Origin of the sequence: Deefgea rivuli DSM 18356 (genome assembly GCF_000620145.1) — a bacterium.
Classification (GTDB): domain Bacteria; phylum Pseudomonadota; class Gammaproteobacteria; order Burkholderiales; family Chitinibacteraceae; genus Deefgea; species Deefgea rivuli.
Window position 1 is genome coordinate 95,893 of the sequence record NZ_JHVM01000009.1, and the last position, 26,556, is coordinate 122,448.

Consider the following 26,556-nt stretch of genomic DNA (forward strand, 5'->3'; position numbering starts at 1 on the left):
GCCTCGCCATAAAACTTTTTCACTTGTACTTAAGCGATTTAGTTTTGCTTGAGTGTCGTTTTGTTTCAGTGACTTACAGATTAGCGACTAAACTATAAAAATGAGATTGATATTGGGGGTTATATGCTGCGCTTTAGTCATATGAGTTTACGTACTAAGATTTTGCTGTTTACGACGACCGCTATTGCTGTTGGTTTCGCAATTATGATTAGCATTATTGCTAACCATGCTTATGAATCCGCTAAAGCACAAGGTTTGCTGCGTTTAAAAGAGCAGTCTTTGGCCTATGCCACGCAAGTTGAGGGGCAATTTTCTGCCGCCTATCAATTACCGATTAATTTGACGCAGGCCGTGCAAGGCTTACAGGGCGCAGCGCTACCCGAGCGAAAAGCGCTTGATGCGCTTATTGTGCGGATGCTTGAAGCGCAGCCGCTGGCGTCGGGTTTGTGGATGATTTGGGAGCCCAATGCGCTAGATGGCAAGGATGATATGTATAGGCAGGACTGGCCGAAACATGATCCTTCAGGTAGATATACCCCCTATATTGTTCGCAGCGAAGGCAAGATTGTTCAAGATACCATGTTGGGGGCTGACCAGAAAAAAGCAGCCGAACCTTTCCGTGACAAGCCCACTGAATACAAAGTGCCCTATGAAGCCAGTGGCTGGGGCGATTTTTACGCTGTACCCAAGCAGCGCCAACAAGATACTGTTACTGAGCCTTTTCCGTATGATGTGGGTGGTGTAAAAACTTTGATGTCGACTTTGGCTGTGGCGATTAAAGATCCTTCGGGTAAATTTTTGGGCGTTGCAGGGCTGGATTTTCCTTTGGCCTCTTTGCAAGCCAGTATCGGTAAAGAAAAACCTTATGGTGTTGGCACGGTGACTTTGATTTCAAATGCCGGCATGTATGTGGTGACGCCCGATAGCGCCAAAGCGGGCAAGAATGTGAGCGATGCTGATTATCCGGCCGGCTTTATGAGCGATTTGAAAGCGGGTAAAGCTAGCCATTTCGAGCGCGATGGCACTTTGTTTGAATACCAGCCGATTAAAATGGGTAATAGTAATCAGCCATGGTCGATTGGCGTTGCGGTACCTGAATCAGTCATCGTTGCCGAGGCCGTTGCGGCACGAAATTGGGCGATTGTTGTTGGCTTAATTGCGCTGGTCGCGATTGTAGCTGTGCTGAGTGTGTTGCTGAATATTCTGATTGCGCCCTTGCAACGCTTGGCTGTGGCGATGGAAGAAGTCTCAACCGGTGAGGGCGATTTGACTCGCCAATTGCCGATTCATGGTCAAGATGAAATTGGCCGTACTGCGCAGGCGTTTAATCAGTTTGTTGTGACCTTGCGGAAAATGTTTATCGAGGTTAGATCGCAAAGTGACGCGGTGAGTCAAGCTAGCCAGCAACTCGCGGGGCCGGCACATACAGTGCGTTCATCTTCAATGCATCAGGCCGAAGCGGCAACTTCAACAGCTGCCAGTGTTGAAGAAGTTACCGTTAGTATTCAGCATATCGCCGATTCGGCGCGCGATTTTGAGCACACAGCGCGTGAAACAGGGCAAGAAACCAGTGCCAGTCAGATTAAAGTGGATGAAGTCGCCAAAGAAATCGCGCAAATCCACGAAACCATGGCGCATTTGGTGTCTTCAATGCAGAGCCTGAATACGCAATCCTTGCAGGTGAATCAAATCGTACAAACGATTAAAGACATTGCCGATCAAACTAATCTCTTGGCACTGAATGCCGCGATTGAGGCGGCGCGTGCGGGCGATATGGGCCGTGGTTTTGCGGTCGTGGCCGATGAAGTGCGTAAACTCGCAGGTCGTTCGGGTGAAGCGACGATTGAGATTTCATCGATTGTGAATGCCATCCAGCAAGAAATCCACAAAGCAGGTGATCATATGCAAGTGACGCAGCGTCAAGTGGGCGCAAGCGTGGAATTGTCGCAACAGGCTGCCGTATCGATGAATACGGTGCGCCAAGGCACCGAGCTGCTGTTGGTGAGTATTGGCGATATTGCCAATGCAACGCGCGAACAAGCCGCTGCGAGCACTGATATTGCACAAAATATCGAAACCATCAGTACGATGTCACAGCGCAATAGTGATGCGATGTCAGGTGTTGGCGCTTCGGTCGAAGATCTGGAAAAAATGGCCGGACGCTTAAAAGCGATTGTCGGTGGTTTTAAATTGTAATTGTTGGTGTATTGAGCTGTAGCCTTTTTTAATTATAGCTTGCAGCTCAATACCCATTAGATACAGAAGTCGTCTTTTTCCGGATTTAAAGCCTGTACTGCGGCGTGAGTGGAAATAAATACGGGCCCAAGTTCACTCAATAGCGTGCTATGCGCTAGCGTTGCATACACTGGGCCTTTTACTTCAGCCAAATGCAAGGTCACTCCCTGATTTTCCAGTCCTTGGCGAAATTCACGCAAAGCCGCAATCGCGCTTGCATCAATTGAATTGACCGCCGATAGCACCAAAATGAGATGTGCCGCTTGCGTGTGGCTTTTTAGGTGCTGCTGGCATTGCTCGATCACCTGCGCGCAATTGCCGAAATACAAGCTCTCATCAATCCGAATCGCAAGTAAGTGCGCGGGCATTTCGACTTTAAAATGCAGCGCATTTCGAAAGTGCTCGCTACCGGGAACGCGCCCAATGACGGCAAGATGTGGTCTGCTACTGCGTAAAATAAACAGTAATAGCGATACGCCGATACCAACCGCAATACCATTGATTGGGCCTATCAGTAGTACCGCAAAAAAAGTCAGTAGCCACGCCGCACCATCGCGCTGATCAATGCGCCAAGCAATCTGCAAGGCTTGCAGATTGATCATTCGGATTGTTGCCAAAATAATCGTTGCGGCCAGCAGTGGTAGTGGTAATCCACTAATTGCATCACTAAAGAACAGTACCCCGAGCAGCATCCAGCCTGCGGTCATTACGCCGGCTAGTGGTGTGCGCGCGCCACTATTTGCGTTGACGGCTGTGCGGGAAAATCCACCGCTAACCGGCATGCCACCAAACACGGCAGCTGCCATATTGCTGCCGCCTAAGGCGATTAGCTCTTGATCGGTGACGACTTTTTCATTGCGCTCGGCGGCAATCGTCTGTGCAATCGTGATGCTTTGTAAAAATCCAGCTAAACCGATCAGTAGTGCGGGGAGCCAAAGTTGTGCAAGCACATGAGTATCTAGCTGAGGCTGAATTGCCGTCATGCTGGCACTGGGTAGTGCACCAATTAGTCGAATGCTATTTGGATCAAGCAGTTTCTGGGCGATTAATCCGCCTACGATCAGAATGCCCAGCGGTAAAATCCGGCTAATGAGTTGCGCGGTTTTAAAAGAGACGCGCAGGCGCTGTAGTGCGGCAATGCAGGGTGTGCTGCTGAGCCAGAGTAAAGCCAATCCGGCTAAGCCAAATAAGCTGGGCGTGAGCGAGAGTTGCGTGAGTGCGTGCGGTGCTGCGAGTAGCCAATTCATTACATTGTCGCCACGCCATGCCGTGCCGAGCAATGCGCCGCTTTGTCCCAGCGCAATCAGTAATGCTGTTCCGGCACTAAACCCTTGAATGACTGGAATTGATAGTACACGAGTAAGTTTGCCAAGTTTGAGCGCACCAAATCCAAGCATCAATACGCCTGATATGAGCGTAAGCCCGCTTGCTAGCGCGATGTATTCGGTACTATTGCTGGCGGCGAAGGGCGCTAATGCGGTGGCGGTCATTGCCGATGTGATCGCCATTGGGCCAACCGACTGCGCCATGCTGCTGCCCAGTAAGGCATACACCAGAACGGGGGCAATGCTGGCGTAAATGCCGTTGATGGCTGGCAGCCCAGCCAACTGTGCATAGGCTAATCCTTGTGGGATTAGCAGCAGCGCCACGATGATGCTGGCGCCCAAGTCACCTAGCGCATATTCGCGGCGATAGTGGGGGAGCCAGTTCAGGATGGGGAGTTTCATTGGCGTTGTAGGCGTTCAAAAATAAACATTCCAGCCAACATGGCGGCGACAAAAATAGCTGCGCCCATCGATCCAGTGCCGAGTGCGACCAAGGCTGGGCCCGGGCAAATACCTGCAATCCCCCAGCCTATCCCAAATGCCATACTGCCAAGGATTAAGCGGCGATCAATGACATTACTTGTTGGCAATTTCATCGCCTCCTGAGTCAAGACGGTGGTGCTGCGTTTTTTTGCTGCGGTGAAAAAAATGAGCGCTACGCCAATCCCGCCGCCCATCACAAACGCTAGGCTAGGATCCCACAGTCCTGCAAGGTCTAAAAAACCCTGTACTTTGCTGGGGCTTGCCATACCTGCGAGTAATAAACCGAGTCCAAATAATAGCCCCGTAAGAAGACCAATTAGATTCATTTGCATGGCAAGACCTTAAAGAATATGTTTAATGACAAAAACGGTTGCAAAACCTGCACCCATAAAGCTCACAACGGCCACCAAAGAGCGCGCCGAATAACGCGATAGGCCACAAATGCCATGCCCGCTGGTGCAGCCGTTGGCGTAGCGCGTGCCGATGCCGACTAAGAGCCCTGCGACGATCAGCCAAGGTGTCGTTGTCACCATTTCCAAATCGGGTAGTGGCGCAAATAGTCGCCATAGCCACGGTGAAGCCAGTAATCCGATCACAAATAACACGCGCCATGTTTTGTCTTTTGCGCCATTAATAAGCCCACCGACAATACCGGCGATGCCTGCAATTTTGCCCGCCAATAAAATCAGCAATCCCGCAGCAAGCCCGATGATCGCGCCGCCAGCCAAAGCGGCCAGTGGCGTAAAGTGTGCATAATCAATTTGCATCTTGGGTCTCCGGCTGTGTGGGTTTTAGGTCGATGGGGCAATACAGTGCATATAAGAGATTGAGTAGCTGCTGAACCTCGTCACTGGCCAGAGAGTAATAAATTCGCTTGCCGTCGCGGCGAGTGTTGACAAGGCCCGCATTACGCAAGACACCCAGCTGTTGAGATAATGTGGGTTGGCGAATGTCGAGTAGTTCTTCGAAATCGGAAACGCATTTTTCGCCGTCGACCATTTGGCACAGCAGCAAGAGGCGGTCTTCATTGCCCATAATTTTTAGCGTTTGCGTGGCGTTGACTGCCGCAGCACGCATTGCATTGATGGCTTCTGGATTCATTGTTTGACCCTGAGATAAAACTATTTGACTTTATATTATATAAATTTATAATGTATGTAAATAATTATTTACGAGGTCACACCATGAGTCAGTCGCAAGCGCATGTTTTAGCATTTTTTGATGCGGCTACTTTTACCGTGAGTTATCTGGTGTATGACAAAGTGGCAGGGCGAGCTGCGATTATCGATCCAGTACTTGATTATGATGCGAAATCGGGAAGAACAAGCACCGCTGGCGCGCAAAAGATTGTGAATGCAGTGCACCAGCTCAATTTGACAGTGGACTGGATATTAGAAACGCATGCCCATGCCGATCATGTATCGGCTGCTGCGTGGTTGCAGGGGGTTGTGGGTGGTCAAATTGCGATTGGTAAAGGCATTGATCAAGTACAAAAAATATTTAAGCCGATATTTGATCTGGAGGCTGAGTTTTTCACTGATGGTCGGCAATTTGACTATTTATTCGCGCCGAATGAAGAATGGGGTATTGGCTCGCTTAGCGCAAAAGCATTGTCTGTTCCGGGGCATACCCCTGCGGATATGGCTTACTTAATTGGCGATGCTTTGTTTGTTGGCGATACGGTGTTTATGCCCGATGTGGGGACTGCGCGCTGCGATTTTCCGGGCGGCGACGCCGGTGCATTGTATGATTCGGTGCAAAGGCTGTATCAATTGCCTGATGACACGCGCGTGTTCGTTTGCCATGACTATTTGCCGCCGCATCGGCACGAATATCAATGGGAAACGACGCTGGCAGCGCAAAAAAATAGCAATGTGCATTTGCGCGCAGATACACGGCGCGATGATTTTATTGCATTACGTCAAGCAAGGGATGCAAGCTTGGCGATGCCGCAGCTGATTTTGCCATCGATTCAAATTAATATTCGCGCAGGACATTTCCCGCCAGCTGATGCGAATGGAAAACGGTTTTTAAAAATACCTTTAAATGTGCTTTAAGGAAAAATAATGAGTTTATTGATTGAATGCCCACATTGCCATGCGACAAATCGCCTTGAGGCCTCGCGTTTGGCCGAGTTGCCTAATTGTGGTGGCTGTCATCAGCCAATTTTAGCTGGTGCACCGATTTCTGTGACCAGTGAAAACTTACCGGCGATTTTAAAGCATAGCAAATTGCCGGTCGTGATTGATTTTTGGGCGCCATGGTGTGGTCCGTGCCAAACCTTCGGGCCGACGTTTGCGGCAACCGCGCAAGCTATGGCGGGAAAAGTGCTGTTTGTGAAAGTAGATACTGAAGCGCAAGCCGCGCTTGGGCAGCAGTATAAGGTGCGGAGTATTCCAACTTTGGCGGTGTTTGAAGGTGGGGTAGAGCTGGAACGCGTGTCGGGCGCTTTATCGGCGGGGCAGTTCAAGGCTTGGTTGATGCAGTTTTTGTGATTGTATTAAGTATGAAAAACGCCTCGATTGAGGCGTTTTTGTTTGGGTGCTAGTAAATTAACCTGCGCGCAATTTGGCCATTGGATTGCTCTCTATCCATTTGCGAACGCGCTGTACATCGCCAATCCGAGTGTATTTGCCATTCGAATCCATCAGAACCATCACAACTGGCGTATTGTTGATGGTCGCTTGCATTACGATGCAGCGACCTGCTTCATTGATAAAGCCTGTTTTTGACACACCAATATCCCAATCAGCATCTTTAACCAATGGGTTGGTATTGCGGAATGTCAGCATATTGCCGCGCATATTCGACGAAAAGGTATATTCGCTCGACGTGCTAAATTGATGAATTTCTGGGTAGCGTTGTGCTGCTTTTACCATGAGCGCTAATTCGCGCGGGCTAGATACATTGTGCGGCGTGAGGCCGGTTGAATCATAAAAACGTGAGTTACGCATACCGAGTTGCAATGCTTTTTCATTCATTTTGCGGATGAATGCTTCGCGCCCGCCGGGGTAGTGATGGCTCAGTGCTGATGCGGCACGATTTTCTGATGACATTAATGCAAGTAGCAGCATTTCACCGCGCGTTAAAGTCGTGCCGACACTAAGGCGAGAGCTGGTGTTTTTTAGAGAATCGACATCGGCATCACTAATGCTAATCAATTCATTGAGTGGTAAATGTGCATCAAGCACTACCATTGCGGTCATTAATTTAGTGATCGACGCAATGGGGATAATGTTATCAGCATTTTTTTCAAATAAAACTTCACCCGATTGCTCATTTAAAATCAAAATACCAGCGGACTGTAGGCCTGGATTATTGGGATCAATTCTTGCAGCAATGGTGCGAGTGACTTGAACTTCTTTACGTGCATCGGCAATTGCCGCATTAGAAATACTGGATTTTCGTGTGGTGTAAGTAATTTTTGTTTTGGGTGTTGTTTTTTTGCTTAAGGTAGTGGCGGTTTTTGATTTTGCAGCGGTATTTGTTTTATTTTGACTGGCTTTTTTCTTGCTCGCCGTTGCTTGCTTGCTGTTTGTCGATTTACTTTCCTTGCTATTTGCAGCAGCAAATAAAAGCGGCGCGTAGGCGATTACACTGGCACTGATGAGCATGCACAATGAATTGATCAGTTTTGACATTAATATTCCCCAGCGGGTTCGGGCTGTGTATTAGTAATCGGTAATTTATTTTACTGAATGAAATGAAAAATGTCATGTTAAATCAAGCATTAGTAACGTTTTTTCAATCCTTCGCTTTAGATTTTGTCAGGCTTGCAATCTATGTTAGATTAAGTTAATGTTGCGTTGCAGCAAATTGATGCGCAAAATTCAAAAAAATACTAAATCGGAGCAGTCAAACTGTGCTAAATAATCCCGCCATGGAAAATTTTTTCCAGCAAATTACTGAAGCGCATCGCCAGTGGACGCAAAACTGGGTGAATGCACATCCTCAAGCTGAACCGACACAACACACCAATGTGATGCACGATTTAGTTCAAAAAATGAGTCCTGCGCACAATCCGTGGATGGGTAGCCATTCACAGTTTTATCAGCAGCAACTTGATTTATGGCTGGGTTTAATTGGTGCCAAGCCTGCAGTTAAAGTGGCTGAAACCGATAAAAGTGATCGTCGCTTTAATGCGCCAGAATGGGAAGCGCCTTTATTTGATTACATTCGCCAGAATTATTTGGTGACGTCCAAATGGCTGATCCAAATGGTGGAATCGGCCAATACCGATGAAGCCAGCAAAGAAAAAGCGGCGTTTTTCACCAAACAATATCTTGATGCAATGAGCCCGACCAATTTTGCATTTACCAATCCTGAGGTGATGAAGCTCGCTTTGGAAACCAAAGGTGAAAGTTTGCAAGAAGGCATGAAAAAACTCATGGCCGACATGCAAAAGGGCAGCATCACGATGACCGATGAGAGCCAATTTGCAATTGGTACCAATCTCGCGATGACGCCGGGTGAAGTGATTTTTGAAAATGAACTCTTTCAATTAATCCAATACACGCCAGCTACCCCCCAAGTGTATAGCCGCCCACTGCTTGTGGTTCCGCCGTGTGTGAACAAATACTACATCATGGATTTGCAACCAGCCAATTCGATGATGGCTTATATCGTGAGCCAAGGTTACACGACGTTTTTGGTGTCGTGGAAATCCATCGAGGCGCATCAAGGCGCGTTGAAATGGGATGATTACGTTGAAAGTGGCGTGATCAAAGCGGCTGAAGTCGTGCGCGAAATTAGCAAGGCCGAAAAAATCAATGTGCTGTCGTTCTGCATTGGTGGCGAATTGGTTACTACCGCGATGCCCGTAATGCAAGCGCGTGGCTTGGATTGGTTTGAGTCGATTACCCTTATGACAGTGATGCTTGACCATACTGATCCGGGTGAAATCAAACATTTCATCGATTGGAATTTGATTCGCAAACGTGAATCGCAAGTTGAAGGCGTGATTGACGGTAAAGAGTTGGCAAAAACGTTTTCAGCATTGCGCTCGAATGATTTGATTTGGAATTATGTGGTGAATAATTACCTCAAAGGTAAAAACCCACCGCCATTTGATTTACTCTATTGGAATAGCGATTCAGCGAATCTATCATTGCCGATGCATACCTTCTTTTTACGTAATATGTATTTAGAAAATAACCTCACTAAACCAAACTCATTCAGTCTTTGCGGAACGCCCATTGATTTAACGACGATTAAAGTGCCAACGTATATTTTTGCCGCACGTGAAGATCATATCGTGCCTTGGCAATCGGCGTACTTGAGCACGAAAATCTTACAAGGCTCGATTCGCTTTGTACTCGGTGCTTCAGGCCATATTGCGGGTGCGATTAATCCTGTTTCGACCAATAAGCGTAACTATTGGGTGAATGAAAATACGGCGCAAGAATCGACGGCTTGGTTTGATGGCGCAGAATCTCGTCCAGGCAGCTGGTGGCAAGATTGGTCTGCTTGGTTGGCACCGCAATCGGGTGAGCAAGTAGCGGCACCGAAAAAATTAGGTAGTACGAAATTCAAGATGATTGAAGCCGCACCGGGTCGTTACGTGAAGGCGCGTGTTGTATAAAGTTATTTTTTAATGAAGCAAGGCGATTCGCCTTGCTTTTTTTTATGTTTATAGCTTACAAAGTTTCTTGTTTATTTGTTTAATAACTGGGGTATTGTATGACTGATGTTGTCATTGTTGCGGCATGCCGCACTGCATTAGGTAATTTTTCAGGTTCTTTGGCGAAGGTGTCTGCGCCTGAGCTGGGCGCGACGGTGATTCGTGCTTTGCTGGCTAAAACAGGCCTTGCCGCCGATCAAGTTTCTGAAGTCATTTTAGGCAATGTATTGACCGCGGGTTTGGGTCAAAACCCTGCGCGCCAAGCCGTGCGCCGTGCTGGTTTGCCAGATGCAGTGCCAGGCCTGACCATTAATCAAGTGTGTGGTTCGGGCTTGAAAGCTGTGGCACTCGGCATGCAAGCCATTTTGGCTGGCGATAGCGATATTGTGATCGCGGGTGGCCAAGAAAATATGAGCGCTACGCCGCATTTGCTCAATGGTAGCCGCGATGGTTTCCGCATGGGCAATGCCGCATTGATCGATAGCATGGTGTATGACGGTTTGACTGATGCTTACAATAATTACCATATGGGTGTAACGGCTGAAAATATTGCTAAAAAATACGCAATTAGCCGCGAAGAGCAAGACGCATTGGCATTGACTTCGCAACAACGTGCCGCTGCAGCTCAAGCTGCAGGTCGTTTTGCTGATGAAATCGTGCCGGTGAGCATTCCGCAGCGTAAGGGCGATCCTGTTATTTTTGATCAAGATGAATTTATCAAACCATCGACTACAGCTGATTCGTTGGCTAAATTGCGCGCCGCATTTGATAAAGAAGGCACTGTGACCGCGGGTAATGCATCGGGTATTAACGATGGTGCAGCGGCGGTGATGTTGATGAGCCGTGAACGTGCTGACGCGCTGGGTTTGAAGCCACTCGCAACGATTCGCGCTTCTGCAAGTACCGGTGTTGACCCAACGATTATGGGTATGGGCCCGGTATTGGCGAGCCAAACTGCGTTGAAACGTGCGGGTTGGGATTTGGATTCTGTGGATTTGATCGAAGGCAATGAAGCCTTTGCCGCGCAAGCTTTGGGTGTGGCGCGTGAAATGAAGTGGGATATGGCTAAAGTGAACGTCAATGGTGGCGCGATTGCTTTGGGTCATCCCGTTGGCGCTTCAGGCTGCCGTATTTTGGTGACTTTGCTGCACGAAATGGTTCGCCGCGATGCAAAACGTGGCTTGGCGACTTTGTGTATCGGTGGCGGTATGGGCGTAGCATTGTGCGTTGAGCGTTAAACTTGCTGCGCGTCCCGTGATTGCGGCTCGGGTGGTACTCGAAATCCTCATGTACTTTATGTATATTCCGGTTTCTGTGTTCCAGCCTCGCCACTCTGACGGGCGCTCGCTACGTTTAATATCACGTAAAATAAAAACCCGCTTTAAAGCGGGTTTTTTCATGGGTATATGGATGTAGACATTGTTGAATAATGGCTACATGGAAATACCTACTTTTTTAATGAATCACGAATTTCACGTAATAGCACAATATCTTCAGGCGTTACTGCGGCGACTTCGGGCTCTGCCGCTGCTGCGGAGCGATTCATTTTATTCATGGCTTTAACGACTAAAAAAATCGCAAAGGCGACGATGATAAAGCTGATTAAAGAATTAAAAAACATACCAAAATTCATAGTTACCGCGCCAGCGTCTTGGGCGATCTTGAGTGTGTTGTAAGGGCCTGCGGTTTTGCCATCGGCTAAAGTCACAAACATATTCGTAAAGTCGACTTTGCCAATCAAAAAGCCCAGCGGCGGCATAATGACGTCTTTGACCAGTGAATCGACAATTTTGCCAAAGGCCGCACCGATCACCACACCGACGGCCAAATCAACCACATTGCCACGCATGGCAAATTCACGAAATTCTTTAAACATAAATTGTCCTTATTTAAATCGATTTAATTAGTCTTTAACTGTGGTGATATAACAAGTAATTTCTTCGCGATCATGAAATAGTTGCTTAGCACTAATTTTATAGGAGATATCCGCTTTTCTAAGTCGTTTATCGATCAAATCAAAGCATTTTTCCACTTCCATGTGGCGCTTTTTCATTGGTAATTTCAGATTAAAAATCGCCCGACGTGCATTGCCTGAGGCCAACCATTTGGCGACTAATTCAGCAATTCGAATTGGCTGTTCGACCATATCGCACACCAGCCAATCGACTGGATTTTTCGGGCGATATTTAAAGCCGTCATCACGCACGTGTTTGACTTGATGATGGCCATCCATACTGCCTTTCATCGGACCATTATCAATCGCAAATACTTTTAGTCCGCGTGAAACCAATTGGTAAGTCCAACCGCCTGGCGCTGCGCCCAAATCAACGGCCGTCATGCCTTCGCGGAATTTTTTTTCTGGCTCATCCACCAGCACTAAAATCGCTTCGAGCATTTTGAGTGTAGAGCGGCTTGGCGCATCGCAAGGCATGCGTAGGCGTGGAATGCCATTAAGCCAGTCGGTGGCGCGCACAGGCCGCGTGGCAATCATCACTTCGCCTTGGATAGGGAAAAATAAATGTAGACGCTGGCGCGATTGCTCAGGTTGTAGCCAATTATTTTGCACTAGCGCTTTGGCGACGTAATCGCCAAATTTACGAGTAAACCCAGATAGGGATTTACCTTCGTTCGAGTCTGGATGCTCAAGCCAAACGTCGCTATACAGGCCATTGATAACTTTAAGTGCATCCACAATCGGCGTCAGGCGATCTTTCGTTCCCAAAGTCACTCGACTATGAACTTGCACGGTTTGCCGCGAGAAAATAAATTGTTTAGCGAGGAGTTCACGCAATTGCGCGCCATGGTTTTCATTGGGTGTGAATAGAACCCAGCCATCACCGCGTTCAAATTTGCCGGGGCCTTGAATATGGTCGGCAATTTCTTCGGCACATTCAGGCTCAAAACCGGGGCGGCAGTAGGCAAGTAGAGCGTAGGGTTTTCCAGCGAGAAGTGCGGTCATGGCGTGAAGCTCGATACTAAAAAGACGCAAGGATACCCAAGAAATGCAATTTCACCAATGCCGCCGAGGTTTTACCGCCGCTTTAAGTGCTGGTTTGATTGCGATGGGCCGGTGCAACAGAGGGGAAAGTCATAATAAATGATGTGCCTATGCCAAGTGTCGATTTCACATGGATATGCCCGCCTAAGGTTTGCGTGACGAGGTTAAACACAATGTTGAGTCCTAAACCACTGCCGCCATTGGCGCGTTTGGTAGTGTAAAACGGATCGAAGATTTTGCTAATTACCGTGTCATCAATACCCTGACCATTGTCGGTCACGTGCAAAGTCACCGTGCCAAAATAGCGCTCAGCGGTGATGTTGACTTGTTTTTTTATCGTACTATTTTCAGAGGCTGCATCCGAGGCGTTAGTGAAGGCATGCATGGCTGCGTTATTGACTAAATTGGTAATGATTTGTGAAATGGCGCCTGGGTAGCCTTCTAGCTTGATTTGTTCTGGGCAAATAATATTAATCGCAATTTGGGAATGTTTGAGCGCGGGCCCGATGCTGGTGATGATTTCTTGTAAATATTGCCCCAATTCAAAATCGCGCCGTGCCTCAGAAGTTTGATCAACGGCGACGCGTTTAAAGCTTTGGATTAGTTCAGCCGCTCGAACCGCATTGCTAATGATTAGCGCTGAGGATTGTTCTGCGGTTTGGCTATAGCTGACTACTTCGGATTTTTTCATGTTGCCCGCTTCAATTTTGGAGCGGAACAATACTGAGTCATCGTGCAATACCGAGGCGCTGGTCAGAATAATCCCGACAGGCGTGTTAATTTCGTGAGCAATGCCGGCGACCAAGCCACCGAGCGATGCCATTTTTTCCGATTGAATTAAGCTGGTTTGCGCGTCTTTGAGTTGCCCAAGCGCTGTTTCTGCGGCGTCTTTGGCGCTACGCATTTGGCTTTCGGCTTGACTGCGGATAGTCAGGTCTTCTTTTAGGCGGGTGATAATCCGAGTAAAGCCATCGGTGAGATCAGAAAACTCTTTATAAGGGTTGCTGGGGAGTTCGGTTTCTTCAAGGTCTTTGTCTGATTGCGCCGCTTGGCTGAGCTTTTTACCCAATAAAGACAGTGGCGCAATCACCATGCGCTGTAGCGTGGTGGAAAGTGCTATCAGTAGCAGCGCGTCGAGTAGGATAATTTCAATGAGCTTTTCGCTAATGATTTTGCGTAGCATGCCATTGATGCGCTCGCGTGAAATCGTGATCTGAACTTTACCGAGAGGGTGTTTATCTTGATTTTGCTGATAATTAATCGTCGTGATGTGGGTGTCGGGGCCTGAGAATTGAGTCGGCTTATGAATTGTGACTACAGTACCATTTTGCCGAATCCGGCCTGCCAGCATGCTTTCCATATTGGAGACTTCGAGCGCGTGAATGTCGGGTGAGCGCATTTCGGCATCGAGCACCAAGGCTAATTGCTGGTCGTCAAAATTCCACATAATGCCAGGCAAAACACTCTGTAGGCGGGCGTCGAGTGATTTGCGAAATTCAACGAGCTCAGCCTCAAGCTGATGTTGCGTTCGGTAATACGAAATTGCACCCGACACCGTTAAAACCGAGGTGACGATGGCAATGAAAATGAGGTTTAAATCGATGCGAATTTGGCGCATACACTCGTGCTTTTATATGGCGTGCTTGCAAGTAATTTAGCAGAGGATTAGATCATGTGTGAAAGTTTTATGGCGAGCGTAAAGCCGAAGTCAGTAGAGGTGGTACGGCGAGGCGAAGCAAGGATGCAAAATATTTTTTTAGATGTATTTTATTATTTTCTTTGCAGATAAACGCGATCATTAAAGCTATTTACCCATTCTGGCCGCCAAACCACCAGTAGAGTGAGATTAAGCCCCGTGATAAAAGCTTCTGGCCAGCCCATTAGAAAATAAAACGGTAGTGTTTCATCAAATAAAAAATCAGCCGGGTAAGCGCCGACCAGTGATAATAGGGCGCAGATACTGAGGCCGACCAGCCACATACTAAGCGCACCTGCGGCAAAGCAATTCACAAAAATATAGACAAAGAAATTCGGGCTAAATTTTGTTTGGGCGAAACGTAATAGCCCGTGTGTGATGCTGATGGGGAGCAGGCCAATTAGCCATAATGACAGACCCCAAGTGGCCAAATCGCCGTGACCAAAACCAAGATCAATAGCCAGTAAGACCGCGATGCTGAGCAGCGCCCGCCGCGGCCCAGCAATCAGCGTGAGTGCGCTAACACCTAAGAGGTGAAACGCCAGCCCGTGATGCACTTGCGCTTTGAGTTGCCAAGCCATTAGTACGATGACCGAGCAGCACAGCCAGCTATTGATTTGGGCTTGAGGGAGTTGCAGCCACTTCTCTAGACGTATCGCCCAGCCACAAGCGATAAAACCCATGATGGCGCTGATGATGAGTAACCAGGCAGGGAAAAAAGTGGCGGGCAAATTCATTGTTAGCGCCAAGCGTGTTCGACAAGTTCTGCCAGCTGCGTTAAGCGGCCATGAAAATAATGCCCTACGCCGGGAACAACAACAATCGGCAGTTGTTGTGGCCGCGACCAGTTGAGCACTGCAGCCAAACTAATCACTTCGTCTTCTTCGCCATGAATAATCAGCGTGCCTTTGGGCACGTTTGGAAAAGCATAACGGCTAACGGCTGGACCAATCAAAATCATCCCTTCGACCTCATCATCGCTCAGCCGTTCGCGCAGGCGGCTTTGCACCAAAGTGCCAAAGGAAAATCCTGCCAAGGTGAGTCGAGTGAGTTGTGGATGCGCTGCGCGGGCAAACGAAAGTACTGCAGCCATATCATCGGGTTCGAATTCGCCACGGCTGTGCTCACCTTCGGAGTTGCCGACGCCGCGTAGATTTGGGCAGTAGGCAATATAACCGAGGCGTGACAGTGTTTTGGCGAGCGTATGCACAATTTTATTGGTGAACGTGCCGCCCTCAGTCGGGTTGGGGTGAGCGACTAAAACAATGCCGATGGCAGTTTCTGTGGCCGCGTCCAGACGTAGGCATTCAAGCTTACCGGCGGGGCCTGCGATCTCGATTAATTCAAACGTAGCTGCTTTGCGGGGTATAGTCATGTAAGCTTTATTCTGTAATGGCTAGATCGATATACGTAAACAATGCGCCATTTGGCGCATTGTTAATATCGGTGCAGTGATTATTTTTCAGTTTGGCGCGCTGGGATGAGTAAGCGCTCAACGACTCGACCATGGAGTAAATGTTCTTCAACAATTTCGTCGATATCTTCTTTGTCGATATAGGTATACCAAGTTTCGTCGGGGTAAACGACGATGACTGGGCCTTCTTCGCAGCGCTCCAGGCAACCCGCTTTATTGATGCGCACTTTGCCATCGCCGTTTAAGCCCAATGCTTTGACGCGATCTTTGGCGTAAGCCCAAAGCTCATCTGCGCCGCTGCTATTACAGCATTGGCGCTCGCCCGGTGCGCGCTGGTTGAGGCAAAAAAACACATGATGTTGGTAATGGCTCATCGTAATTCCTTATTGCAGAACAACGGGTTTGATGTGCGCGGTGATAAAGAACGGTAGACCATCAGTATCCAATGTAGGTTGTACATTTTCAATGAAAACTAAATCTTCCAAACGGCACTCCAGCATCAGCTCGCGCACGTATTGCGCAATGAGTTCAACGTGATCGGATGGCAATAGTGTCCACACATAACCTTCCCAGCGCTCTGGATCTTCCTTGCTCGAGAACGTGATGCGAATTTCATTATTTTCATGCGCGGCAACCGTCACTACGGGCGTGCGCCCTTTAGTGCGGATGCTGCGTAAGGCATTGCTAGTCATCACTTGCAAGCGCGTCTCAAGCTGTGTAACGCGGCCTACGTCTTGCGCCGCCAGCCATGACAATGGCGTGCGCGGAATGGGGAATAGCGTAACGCCGTCGGTTTTGAGCGCTTCGCTGATCAGATTCGCCAGTGGCATGCCCCAGCTCGTGACTTGGCCACCGAGCTGAATTGCGGGTTCTGCGCCTTTTTCTTGAATGGCTACGCCAATCAAATAACGCAGCACAACGGCTTCGTCTTTGACCTTAATGGCGCTACCCGCTGAATCAATCGGGAATTTTTCGGCCTCTGTAATCGTCGCACGCCATTCGGCGAGTTGCGCTGGGCTAATCGCTGCGAGCACATCTGGGCCCAAGAGCGCGCCAGAAATCCAAGCGTCGGCATTCGCCGCAATCACGCCGTGTTCACGCAATAAACTCAGCGCCGCCGCACCGTCGATCTCGCTTGGCAAGCTGGTTTCGCCTTTGCAACCGGCAACGAGTACCAGTGGGATCGCAAATACAGTCGCCGATTGTTGATCGTGTGCGCTCGGGCTTTCTACTTCAACGCGTAGCGCGTGCCACATCGTTAGCCATGCGTCTTGCGACGGCGCTTGAGTCAGCGCGCCATTTAAGCCGTAATGATCTTTAGACATCAGTAATTCGGCCATGAGCTGCTGCAAACCAGCGCGCTTTTGTGCGACCAATTCGGCGTCGCGTTCGGTCATTAGCGACATGACTTGGCGAATCATTGGATTTTGTGGATTAACACGAGGGTAAAGGCGTGGATCAGGCAAGTTCATGACGGGTACCGAGTGCAGGGTAAAAGCGAAAGCGCAATTATACCTATCTCATCCCTGTCTGTCGGTATTGGTATCAGGCTTGGATTGGGCTTGCTGCTGCGTGGCTCGTTTTTCGTGGCGAGCGCGTGGCTTTTATTGCATTATGCTCGGCATTGAATGCAATCCAACTCAATCTATGGACAAGAACACTCATGAGTCAAACTACTTTTATCGATCAAGCCATGTTGTCGGATTTGCTGGGTGAAGCGGCGCACAGCCCGCGCTTGCGGAAAAATTTGAATTTTCATGCCAATGATGCGGCCGCCTGTCATCGGATGCTGAACGGTTTGCAACCGGATACCTATGTGCAGCCGCATTGCCATTTTTCAGAAGATAAAGAAGAAACCATGATCGTACTGACGGGACGCATGGGGGTGTTGATTTTTAATAGCGATGGTGTGGTGACGCGTTCGCAAGTTTTGGCAGCAGGCAGCGATTGCATCGGTATTAATATTCCGCCGCGCGTCTTTCATAGTTTGGTGGCTTTAGAGCCAACCGTATTTTTTGAGGCGAAAGCGGGGCCGTATGTGCCGGTAGCGGCTGAGGAGCGCGCCGCATGGGCACCGAATGAGGGTGATGCGGCGGTAAGGGTGTATCGTGAATGGATGCGGTCATTATTTGATTGATGGGTATTTGGCTGCAAGCTTTGATGGTTAATGCTTGTATGGCAATACCTAGGTGGTGGTTTCTTTGATTTGAAATTCGGTGTATTGCTTGGGATCAAAGCGCTCAATGGTGACGTGATCGACTCGAGCTGCGGGCGGGCCTTGTTGTAGCCAGATCGTGAGTTGATCCAGCGCTACTGCTTTACCTTCAGCCCACAGTTCTACGCGGCCATCTTGGCGATTTTTAACCCAACCGGTCACGCCCAGTTGCTGCGCTTTTTCGCAGCAGGAGAAACGAAAGCCAACGCCTTGCACTAAGCCCGAAATTAAAACATGCATTGCCTGTAACATGCTCATCCCCATAAAAAATGCCGCTAATCAACAGAGTAGCGGCATTTTTTTTGAAAAGCGAGGTGAAGATTATTTCACGCGCATTCCTGGTTTTGCGCCTTCGTGTGGCTCAAGGATGTACAAACCGCCGTCGCCACTGGCGGCCAGCACCATCCCTTCTGATAGGCCAAATTTCATTTTTCGCGGTGCCAAATTGGCGACCATCACCGTGTGTTTACCGATCAAATCTTCAGGTTTGTACGCTGATTTAATCCCTGCAAATACATTGCGTGTTTCGCCGCCCAAATCGAGTGTGAGTTGCAGCAATTTTTCTGCGCCTTCCACGTGCTGGGCATCGGCGATGCGCGCGATGCGCAAATCGACTTTCATAAAGTCATCAATACTGCAGGTTTCAGCAATGGCAGGAATGTCGTAGCTTGGTGCTGCAACGGGTGCAGCAGCTGTTGGTTCCAGTGTTTGCTTGTTTTCTTCGATCATCGCATCAATGCTTTTTGGATCAATTCGTACCATCAAATGGCTGTAGGCATTGATCGTGTGATTGAGTAGCAAGCTTTGTGAGTCCGACCATTGCAGTGGTGCGATATTAAGGAAAGCTTCAACGTCACTCGCCAATTGTGGCAAGACGGGCTTCAGATAAATCGTCAGAATTCGGAAGGCGTTGATTAGGAAGCTGCATACTCTATGCAAATCATCTTGTTGCTCTGGATGCTTAGCCATTTCCCAAGGCTTCGTTCCATCAACAAATTGATTGATCGCGTCTGTTAGCGACATGATTTTTCGAATCGCACGGCTGTATTCACGATTTTCGTAGTGGTCGGCAATTTCCTCTGATGCTTGTTGCAGGTTGTAACAAAGGTCATTAATGAGAACGTTTAAATCACTAATTTTGATATCGCCGTTCTGTGTCTTGTAAAGTTCGTCGTTTTTAAGAGATGAATGTAACTTCCCGTCAAAACGCTTACTAATAAACCCAGCCGCACGGCTGGCGATATTGACGTATTTACCGATCAAATCCGAGTTCACACGCGCGGCGAAGTCTTCGAGATTTAAGTCAATGTCTTCGATGGTGCTGGAGAGCTTGGCGGCGTAGTAGTAACGCAACCATTCTGGATTCAGATGGCTTAAATACGATTCAGCGGTGATAAATGTACCGCGTGATTTGCTCATTTTCACGCCATTCACCGTCAACATCCCATGCACGTGAATCGCGCTTGGTGTGCGTAAGTCGGCGGTTTCGAGGATGGCGGGCCAAAATAGTGCATGGAAAGTCAGAATGTCTTTGCCGATAAAATGATGCAATTCCGCAGATGAATCTTTGTTCCAGTAGCTGTCAAAATCTAAACCCAAGCGATCGCAGAGGTTTTTGTGGCTAGACATATAGCCGACCGGCGCATCCAGCCAAACATAAAAATATTTGCCCGGTTCATCAGGAATTTCAAAACCAAAGTAAGGCGCATCACGCGAAATATCCCAATCGTTTAAGCCCGATTCCAGCCACTCTTGCATTTTGTTGGCGGCTTCTGGCTGCAATTTGCCTGGCGTATTGGTCCACGTTTTCAAGAAATCGGTACAGTCGCCCAGCTTGAAAAATAGGTTTTCAGTGTCGCGCAGTACCGGTGTTGCGCCAGAGTAAATAGAGACAGGGTTTTTGAGTTCCGTCGGGCTGTAAGTCGCACCGCAGACTTCGCAATTGTCGCCGTATTGATCTTTGGCATTGCATTTTGGGCATTCGCCTTTCACAAAACGATCGGCCAAAAACATTTCTTTTTCTGGGTCGTAGAGTTGTGACTTGATCTTTTTGACGATTTTGCCTTTGGCTTTGAGCTTGGCGTAAATCTCGTAAGCAAATGTCCGATTTTCAGGGCTGTTGGTGCTGTAGTAATTGTCGAACGCGACATGAAACCCCGTGAAGTCACGCAAATGTTCGCCATGTACGCGGCCGATCAGCGCTTCGGGCGTGATGCCTTCTTTTTCTGCGCGCAACATGATTGCGGTGCCGTGCGTATCGTCAGCACAGACATAGTGGCATGCATGGCCACGCAATTTTTGAAAACGAACCCAAATATCAGTTTGGATGTATTCAACCAAATGGCCTAAATGGATAGCGCCGTTGGCGTAGGGAAGGGCAGAGGTAACGAGGATTTTACGGGTCATGGCCAGCCAAAAAATGTGCGAAATAGTAGCTTGATTATAGCGCAGACTGAGGCTGCTCGGCTTGACAGAAAAAATAGGTGGCTTGGATGTCGTCATTTAACTGGCGTGATGCTGGTCAGCCCTAGATGAATTAAGCCGTGGCGGTGCTGGGGCGTAGCTTGTTTAGAATACCTTTATTGGCGAGTAAAACCATTCACGGATTGCCAGTCGATGACGCTGCTGTATATATTGTGGCTGTGACAGTCTGTGTGTTTCCGATGGTAGTGGATGATCTGCTGGTAGATTTAATCTAAACCAAGCAAATTGATGCAACTCAAGTGTGAATCTCAATAGGGGGATGGAATGACGACGACAAGCGATTTAACTGCAGAATTACAACAAGAGTTACACGATATTGAGCGAATGTTTGCTGAATTAACCCAGGCCGTTGGCATGGATATGCAGGATGAATTGTTGGCGCTGTTTTTTCCGACTCAGGATGAGTGTTTGAATGGTTTGGAGCAAGCTATTAGCGAGAATAATGTGGAGCAGATTGTGGGTTTTGCACACAAACTGAAGGGTGCAGCAGGGCAACTGGGTGGCACGCGAATGGCCACGCACTGCAAGCGTATTGAAATGGCGGTGAAGCTAAAAGACATGCCAACGGTGATGACTGAGTTTGCTGCCTTGCAACTCCTGGGGCAAAAAATTAGCGAGCAGTTGCGGGTCGTTTGATCTCGTTGCAATGTGTGTTGTGGCGTATTTCTTATCACTAGGACGAGCGTGAATAACTGGGCTTCGCTGGAAGTGCTGTATTTAATTGGCACTGCATCATTTACGATTTCGGGCTATCTCATCGGTGCGCGTAAACGCTTTGATTTGTTGGGTATTGTGATACTGGCACTGTTAACTGCAATTGGTGGCGGGATGATTCGCGATGTTTTGGTGAATCGCATTCCGAGAGCTTTTATTGATATCAATCCGCTTTACACCATCTTTGCCACCTTGATTCTGGCCTGGTTGATTAAATTGCAGCAGAAAAACTCCCAGTTGCTGATTAGGATTTTCATTGTTGCCGATTCGATTGGTTTGGTGGCGTTTAGTTTGGCGGGCGCTCAACTGGGGATTGACTTGCAGCTCAATGTATTTGGGGTTTGTGCGCTGGGCTTTATTACTGCCATTGGTGGTGGTTTGGTGCGCGACATGATGGTGAACGATGTACCGTTTATTTTGCATCAGGATTTTTATGGTACGGTTTCAATTTTGCTAGCGGTATTGCTATTACTGGCCGAGCGATCTGGTTTTGTTGGTCCTTATGTGATGTGGACTTTATTTGGCTTTGGTCTGGCGCTGCGGCTTATTGCACATAAAAGTGCTTTGCGTTTACCGAGGGTGAGTTAGTCATGTTGCCCAGCGTAGAGCAATTGCCCTTGTGGTTGATGGAGCGGCTTGCTGCCTCCGTACCGACCAGTGGTGGCGATTATCAACATAATTCTCAGCGCACGGCGGCAGTGCTGATTCCGATTGTGCTGCATCCGACGGGCGCGACGGTTTTATTGACCGAGCGCGCCGCGCATTTATCAGCCCATGCCGGGCAGGTGAGTTTTCCGGGCGGTGCGAGCGAGGCGCAGGATGTGGATGCCATTGCAACCGCTCTGCGCGAAACCACAGAAGAAATCGGCTTGATGGCGAATCAGGTGCAGGTTCTGGCTTGTTTGGGTGAATACCATACGATTAGCGGGTTCTGCGTGACACCTGTTGTGGGTCTGGTTCAGCCCGGGTTTGTCCTGCGCCCCGATCCGACTGAGGTGGCTGATGTGTTTGAGTTGCCGCTACGGATTTTGCTAGATCGTTCTCTTTATGAGAAGCGTTGGATTACTCGGCAGGGTTTGCGGGGTACTACGCATTTTTTAGAGTTTGATGAGCGCGTTGTTTGGGGTGCTACTGCAGGTATGTTGTTGAACTTCTCATTGGACTTGCTGCTTGAGGGTATACCCAAGGATAAGACGCAGTAAGTTGTTCGTTGTATTTTTTGGAGCTGACTGCGGCCAGTATTTCTCAATGCCGGTGCAGGCGCACGCAGTGCATCGCATTTAGTTGCCTTCTTTGCTGAAATGGATGCCGTTAATCAGGCATTTTCTAGGGTTAATGCGTTTTCCTTGGCATAAGTCCTTGGCGACTTCACGGTTTTTTCATTAAGCCGTGGTACAATCCGCGTTTTCGCAAATACCCACAGTCCAAACATGACCCGTGCACTTCGTAACGTCGCCATTATCGCCCACGTCGACCATGGTAAAACCACGCTGGTAGACCAGCTTTTACAACAAGCCGGTACATTCCGCGCCAACCAAGCAGTCGTTGAGCGTGTAATGGATTCCAACGATCTTGAAAAAGAACGTGGTATTACCATTCTGGCTAAAAATACAGCCATCGAATACGAAGGCACGCATATCAACATCGTTGATACCCCAGGTCACGCGGACTTCGGTGGTGAAGTTGAACGTGTATTGGGTATGGTTGACGGCGTATTGTTGCTGGTTGATGCCGTTGAAGGCCCGATGCCACAAACGCGTTTCGTGACTAAAAAAGCCTTGGCTTTGGGTTTGAAACCAATCGTTGTAATCAATAAAGTAGATCGTCCAGGCGCACGTCCGGATTGGGTTCACGATCAAGTGTTTGACTTGTTCGACAAACTCGGCGCGACCGACGAACAACTCGATTTCAAAATGATTTACGCTTCAGGTTTGAATGGCTTTGCCAAACTGACTTTGGAAGAAGAATCAGACACAATGCGTCCATTGTTGGACTTGTTGGTAGCAACAGTGCCTAGCCCTCCGGGCGACGCTGATGCGCCATTGCAATTGCAAATTTCTGCATTGGATTATTCAACATTTACCGGCCGTCTTGGCGTGGGTAAAGTATTGAATGGTCGTATCAAGCCAGGTCAACAAGTTGTCGTGATGAATCACGGCGACCAAGTTTCTAGTGGCCGTATCAATCAAGTGCTCGGCTTTAAAGGCCTTGAGCGCGTGCCAGTTGAAGAAGCACAAGCAGGCGACATCATTATCATTTCGGGTCTGGATGAAATCGGTATCGGTGTAACGATTTGTGATAAAGACGCGCCAGTCGGTTTGCCAGTGTTGGGTGTGGATGAGCCAACATTGACGATGGACTTTATGGTGAACACTTCACCACTCGCAGGTACTGAAGGTAAGTTCGTAACAAGCCGTCAAATCCGCGACCGTCTGACTAAAGAATTGCTGGTCAACGTGGCATTGCGCGTTGAAGATACTGACAACACGGACGTGTTCCGCGTTTCAGGTCGTGGCGAATTGCATTTGACGATTTTGATCGAAAATATGCGTCGTGAAGGTTTCGAGTTAGCTGTTGCGAAACCACGCGTTGTGTACAAAGACATCGATGGCGTGAAATGCGAGCCATACGAAAATCTAACGATCGACTTGGAAGATGAGCACCAAGGTGGCGTGATGGAAGAAATCGGTCGTCGCCGTGGCGAATTGACCAATATGGTTTCTGATGGTCAAGGCCGTACGCGTCTTGAGTACCATGTTCCAGCCCGTGGCTTGATCGGTTTCCAGGGTGATTTCATGACCTTGACTCGCGGTACTGGCTTGCTTAGCCACATTTTTGATGACTACGCACCAGCAAAACCAGATATGCCAGGTCGTCACAATGGTGTGTTGATCTCTCAAGACAATGGCGAAGCCGTGGCTTACGCCTTGTGGAAATTAGAAGATCGCGGTCGTATGTTTGTTAGCCCAGGCGACAAATTGTACGAAGGCATGGTGATCGGTATCCATAGTCGTGACAACGATTTGGTTGTGAACCCAATTAAAGGTAAACAACTGACTAACGTTCGCTCTTCAGGTACTGACGAAGCTGTTCGTTTGACAACGCCAGTTAAAATGACGCTTGAGTCTGCAGTTGAGTTTATTGATGATGATGAATTGGTTGAAGTTACACCAAAAACCATCCGTATCCGTAAACGCTTCTTGACGGACAACGAACGTCGCCGTAACAAAACAGCTTAATTGCGGTTTTGAACGCCAAGAAAAACGCCAATCGATTGATTGGCGTTTTTTTATGTTCAGCGCATTACTTTGCCTTGGTTTCGCCAGATGAATAGGCTTAATAGCGCGCCAATGCTGGCAAGTAATATGTCTTTGTGTGCATCCCATTGGTCGCCTTGTTGTCCGTTGTAGCCTTCGGCATCTTGCGCGGATAAGGTGAGCGAGACGCCCCATTCGAACCATTCATAAAACAAGCTGCTCGCCATGATCCATAAAATCGCCAAATGCCAGCTGGTCTGTTTACTGTGCCCTTTGCGTTGAAAAAACTCAGCCAAGGGTAATGTGAAGCACAGGCCGTAGGCGAGGTGAACGAGGCGGTCATAATGATTTCGCGTCCAGCCAAATAATTGTTGTGTATTGGTATTGCAGCAGGCGCTAAGCCAGTGATCGTAAGGGACGTTGGAGTAAAGCCAGCGCGCGCCAAAAATATGTAGCAGGATGAAAATCGTGATTAGGCTGGTGCTGCTGCTTGAGAGTTGGTATTTTCTTTGAATGAAAAACCAGCCGATGATAAAAACCATCGTCAAGCTGTGTTGTAGAAATAATTCTTCAGGCCATGGCGCTTTGATGCTTGAAAGTAGGGTGATGGCAATGAGGCTGCAGAGCAATATTTTGAATTGCGAGCGAGAAAGGCTTTTGGGCATGGATGGGCTCTACGAATCTGATGTGCTAATAGAAAATTGCTGTTATTTGGATGAAAAAAACGCCAATCAAAAGATTGGCGTTTTTATTTCCTCATGGGTATATGATTGTAGAGATTAATAACTAATCTCTACAAAGCAATACCCTTGCTAATTAACGCAGGCTTTCTAGGTATTTATCTGCATCTAATGCAGCTTGGCAACCACTAGCGGCAGAAGTTACTGCTTGGCGATAAATATGGTCTTGCACGTCACCCGCTGCAAATACGCCCGGTACGCTAGTGGCGGTTGCGCCGCCGTTGCGTCCGCCCTGGGTGATGATGTAGCCAGTGTTGTCCATTTCTAGCTGACCTTTGAAAATGTCAGTGTTTGGTTTGTGGCCAATGGCAATAAACACGCCCATTAAGGCCAAATCTTTGGTCGTACCATCAACCGTTGATTTCAAACGCGCGCCAGTTACACCAGTCGCATCACCCAATACTTCATCCAATGTTTGGTTGGTTTCTAGCGTGATTTTGCCTTCCGCGACTTTTTCCATCAGATGATCGATGAGGATTTTTTCTGAGCGGAAAGTATCGCGGCGATGGACTAAAGTCACGTGCTTGGCGATATTCGATAGGTACAGCGCTTCTTCAACCGCCGTATTGCCACCGCCGACAACGGCGACGTCTTGGCCGCGATAAAAGAAACCATCGCACGTAGCGCAAGCTGAAACGCCGCGACCCGAGAAGGCTTCTTCAGATGGAAGGCCTAGGTATTGTGCTGATGCGCCAGTCGCAATAATCAGTGCATCACAAGTGTATTCGCCCGAGTCTCCGACCAGGCGGATTGGTTTTTCGGCCAAATAAGTAGTGTGAATATGATCAAAAATCATTTCCGTGCCAAAGCGCTCGGCGTGCTTTTGGAAGCGGCTCATCAATTCTGGGCCCATTACGCCGTCGTTATCGGCTGGCCAGTTGTCTACGTCCGTCGTCGTCATTAATTGGCCACCTTGCGCAAGGCCAGTAATCAAGACGGGTTTCAAATTGGCGCGCGCCGCGTAAACCGCAGCGGTGTAGCCTGCAGGGCCAGAGCCTAAAATAAGTAAACGATGGTGTTGGGTCGCCATATTGAATTCCTTTAGTCGATATTGATCGGTGTCAGATGGGTGCTAGTGTAAAGCTTTTATGCGAAAGCTTCTAATCTAGCTTTTTAATGGGCTTGATAGCTAAAATGCGGGATAGCTCAAATTACTGCGCAGAAGTGCTTACGTAAAGCGCCGAGCTTGCAGCTTGTGCATCAAGGCTACGGGGCTGTAATGCAAGAAAACGGTTGCTTAATTTGTAGTTGGGGCGGGATGGTGAATATCAAGCGGAAGTGATTCCTTGGTCTTGATGGGGTGAATCGCAAGTGCGCTAGCTCAAAGCGTTTACAATGGTGACTTGGGTGTGGTTACTGCGAAAGGGTAGGGTTT

Annotated in this window: 26 protein-coding genes; 10 read left to right on the forward strand and 16 right to left on the reverse strand. The window is 48.4% G+C overall.

Features of this window, described 5'->3' with window-relative positions; all coding sequences use genetic code 11:
* Positions 1-123 precede the first annotated feature (123 nt).
* On the forward strand, positions 124-2,196 hold the full coding sequence (locus Q320_RS0104655; protein ID WP_035852299.1) for a methyl-accepting chemotaxis protein: 2,073 nt from the start codon (positions 124-126) through the stop codon (positions 2,194-2,196).
* A gap of 56 nt (positions 2,197-2,252) precedes the next feature.
* Here Q320_RS0104655 and Q320_RS18450 read toward each other — a convergent pair whose 3' ends face one another.
* From Q320_RS18450 to Q320_RS0104675, 4 genes are read right to left on the reverse strand one after another with little or no spacing between them, the layout of a single operon-like run.
* Positions 2,253-3,962: a SulP family inorganic anion transporter gene (locus tag Q320_RS18450; protein ID WP_035852301.1), complete on the reverse strand. Its 1,710-nt coding sequence runs from the start codon at positions 3,960-3,962 to the stop codon at positions 2,253-2,255.
* Positions 3,959-4,375: a DUF6691 family protein gene (locus Q320_RS0104665; RefSeq protein WP_027468045.1), complete on the reverse strand. Its 417-nt coding sequence runs from the start codon at positions 4,373-4,375 to the stop codon at positions 3,959-3,961. The genes Q320_RS18450 and Q320_RS0104665 overlap by 4 nt, the downstream gene beginning before the upstream one ends.
* A 9-nt stretch (positions 4,376-4,384) precedes the next feature.
* A complete protein-coding gene (locus tag Q320_RS0104670) occupies positions 4,385-4,810 on the reverse strand; it encodes a YeeE/YedE family protein (protein WP_027468046.1) in 426 nt (141 codons plus the stop codon).
* Positions 4,800-5,144 carry an ArsR/SmtB family transcription factor gene (locus Q320_RS0104675; protein ID WP_027468047.1) on the reverse strand — a complete coding sequence of 115 codons (345 nt, stop codon included), beginning with the start codon at positions 5,142-5,144 and terminating at the stop codon, positions 4,800-4,802. Before Q320_RS0104675 ends, Q320_RS0104670 begins: the two co-directional genes overlap by 11 nt.
* An 83-nt stretch (positions 5,145-5,227) precedes the next feature.
* On the opposite strand from Q320_RS0104675, the gene Q320_RS0104680 reads away from it, so the two are divergent.
* Together Q320_RS0104680 and trxC are read left to right on the forward strand one after the other, a co-directional pair.
* A complete protein-coding gene (locus tag Q320_RS0104680) occupies positions 5,228-6,100 on the forward strand; it encodes an MBL fold metallo-hydrolase (RefSeq protein WP_027468048.1) in 873 nt (290 codons plus the stop codon).
* Positions 6,101-6,109: 9 nt separating this feature from the next.
* Positions 6,110-6,538 carry a thioredoxin TrxC gene (trxC, locus tag Q320_RS0104685; protein ID WP_027468049.1) on the forward strand — a complete coding sequence of 143 codons (429 nt, stop codon included), beginning with the start codon at positions 6,110-6,112 and terminating at the stop codon, positions 6,536-6,538.
* A 57-nt stretch (positions 6,539-6,595) separates the two neighbouring features.
* On the opposite strand, the gene pbpG is transcribed toward trxC, so the two are convergent.
* Positions 6,596-7,684 (reverse strand): D-alanyl-D-alanine endopeptidase, encoded by a 1,089-nt coding sequence (gene pbpG / locus Q320_RS18455; RefSeq protein WP_156938978.1) that lies wholly within the window; start codon positions 7,682-7,684, stop codon positions 6,596-6,598.
* A 239-nt stretch (positions 7,685-7,923) separates the two neighbouring features.
* Between pbpG and Q320_RS0104695 the strand changes: the two genes are divergently transcribed.
* Both Q320_RS0104695 and Q320_RS0104700 read left to right on the forward strand, forming a co-directional pair.
* The gene (locus Q320_RS0104695; RefSeq protein WP_035852305.1) at positions 7,924-9,624 is read left to right on the forward strand and encodes a PHA/PHB synthase family protein; all 1,701 of its coding nucleotides are present in this window, start codon (positions 7,924-7,926) and stop codon (positions 9,622-9,624) included.
* 98 nt (positions 9,625-9,722) lie between these two features.
* The gene (locus Q320_RS0104700; protein WP_027468051.1) at positions 9,723-10,901 is read left to right on the forward strand and encodes an acetyl-CoA C-acetyltransferase; all 1,179 of its coding nucleotides are present in this window, start codon (positions 9,723-9,725) and stop codon (positions 10,899-10,901) included.
* Between the two features lie 209 nt (positions 10,902-11,110).
* Here the strand turns inward: Q320_RS0104700 and mscL are convergent, their stop codons facing one another.
* From mscL to Q320_RS18460, 7 genes are all read right to left on the reverse strand, one after another.
* Positions 11,111-11,539, reverse strand: a complete 429-nt coding sequence (gene mscL / locus Q320_RS0104705; RefSeq protein ID WP_027468052.1) for a large conductance mechanosensitive channel protein MscL — start codon at positions 11,537-11,539, stop codon at positions 11,111-11,113.
* Positions 11,540-11,566: 27 nt separating this feature from the next.
* Positions 11,567-12,622: a 23S rRNA (cytidine(2498)-2'-O)-methyltransferase RlmM gene (gene rlmM, locus Q320_RS0104710; RefSeq protein WP_027468053.1), complete on the reverse strand. Its 1,056-nt coding sequence runs from the start codon at positions 12,620-12,622 to the stop codon at positions 11,567-11,569.
* A gap of 82 nt (positions 12,623-12,704) precedes the next feature.
* Positions 12,705-14,279 (reverse strand): sensor histidine kinase, encoded by a 1,575-nt coding sequence (locus Q320_RS0104715; protein WP_027468054.1) that lies wholly within the window; start codon positions 14,277-14,279, stop codon positions 12,705-12,707.
* 152 nt (positions 14,280-14,431) lie between these two features.
* Positions 14,432-15,094 carry an energy-coupling factor ABC transporter permease gene (locus Q320_RS0104720; protein ID WP_027468055.1) on the reverse strand — a complete coding sequence of 221 codons (663 nt, stop codon included), beginning with the start codon at positions 15,092-15,094 and terminating at the stop codon, positions 14,432-14,434.
* A 2-nt stretch (positions 15,095-15,096) separates the two neighbouring features.
* Positions 15,097-15,732: an alpha/beta hydrolase gene (locus Q320_RS0104725; protein ID WP_035852309.1), complete on the reverse strand. Its 636-nt coding sequence runs from the start codon at positions 15,730-15,732 to the stop codon at positions 15,097-15,099.
* A gap of 80 nt (positions 15,733-15,812) precedes the next feature.
* Positions 15,813-16,145 carry a (2Fe-2S) ferredoxin domain-containing protein gene (locus Q320_RS0104730; protein WP_027468057.1) on the reverse strand — a complete coding sequence of 111 codons (333 nt, stop codon included), beginning with the start codon at positions 16,143-16,145 and terminating at the stop codon, positions 15,813-15,815.
* A 9-nt stretch (positions 16,146-16,154) separates the two neighbouring features.
* The gene (locus tag Q320_RS18460) at positions 16,155-17,243 is read right to left on the reverse strand and encodes a hypothetical protein (protein WP_035852312.1); all 1,089 of its coding nucleotides are present in this window, start codon (positions 17,241-17,243) and stop codon (positions 16,155-16,157) included.
* A gap of 191 nt (positions 17,244-17,434) precedes the next feature.
* On the opposite strand from Q320_RS18460, the gene Q320_RS0104740 reads away from it, so the two are divergent.
* A complete protein-coding gene (locus Q320_RS0104740; RefSeq protein ID WP_027468058.1) occupies positions 17,435-17,908 on the forward strand; it encodes a WbuC family cupin fold metalloprotein in 474 nt (157 codons plus the stop codon).
* Between the two features lie 48 nt (positions 17,909-17,956).
* Here the strand turns inward: Q320_RS0104740 and Q320_RS0104745 are convergent, their stop codons facing one another.
* A complete protein-coding gene (locus Q320_RS0104745) occupies positions 17,957-18,238 on the reverse strand; it encodes an acylphosphatase (RefSeq protein WP_245590967.1) in 282 nt (93 codons plus the stop codon).
* A 69-nt stretch (positions 18,239-18,307) separates the two neighbouring features.
* The gene (metG, locus tag Q320_RS0104750; protein ID WP_027468060.1) at positions 18,308-20,392 is read right to left on the reverse strand and encodes a methionine--tRNA ligase; all 2,085 of its coding nucleotides are present in this window, start codon (positions 20,390-20,392) and stop codon (positions 18,308-18,310) included.
* 342 nt (positions 20,393-20,734) lie between these two features.
* Here metG and Q320_RS0104755 point away from each other — a divergent pair, with 342 nt between their 5' ends.
* The 4 genes from Q320_RS0104755 to typA all read left to right on the forward strand — a co-directional run bounded on the left by Q320_RS0104755 (position 20,735) and on the right by typA (position 24,423).
* Complete coding sequence (locus Q320_RS0104755) at positions 20,735-21,106, forward strand: Hpt domain-containing protein (RefSeq protein ID WP_027468061.1); 372 nt, start codon at positions 20,735-20,737, stop codon at positions 21,104-21,106.
* 48 nt (positions 21,107-21,154) lie between these two features.
* Entirely contained in the window at positions 21,155-21,772 is a 618-nt protein-coding gene (locus Q320_RS0104760; RefSeq protein ID WP_027468062.1) for a trimeric intracellular cation channel family protein, read from the forward strand.
* A gap of 2 nt (positions 21,773-21,774) precedes the next feature.
* Entirely contained in the window at positions 21,775-22,386 is a 612-nt protein-coding gene (locus Q320_RS18465) for a CoA pyrophosphatase (protein WP_051534469.1), read from the forward strand.
* 228 nt (positions 22,387-22,614) lie between these two features.
* Positions 22,615-24,423 (forward strand): translational GTPase TypA, encoded by a 1,809-nt coding sequence (gene typA, locus Q320_RS0104770; RefSeq protein ID WP_027468063.1) that lies wholly within the window; start codon positions 22,615-22,617, stop codon positions 24,421-24,423.
* 56 nt (positions 24,424-24,479) lie between these two features.
* Here the strand turns inward: typA and Q320_RS0104775 are convergent, their stop codons facing one another.
* Both Q320_RS0104775 and trxB read right to left on the reverse strand, forming a co-directional pair.
* On the reverse strand, positions 24,480-25,106 hold the full coding sequence (locus Q320_RS0104775; protein ID WP_051534470.1) for a DUF2238 domain-containing protein: 627 nt from the start codon (positions 25,104-25,106) through the stop codon (positions 24,480-24,482).
* 151 nt (positions 25,107-25,257) lie between these two features.
* On the reverse strand, positions 25,258-26,211 hold the full coding sequence (trxB, locus tag Q320_RS0104780; protein WP_027468065.1) for a thioredoxin-disulfide reductase: 954 nt from the start codon (positions 26,209-26,211) through the stop codon (positions 25,258-25,260).
* Positions 26,212-26,556 lie beyond the last annotated feature (345 nt).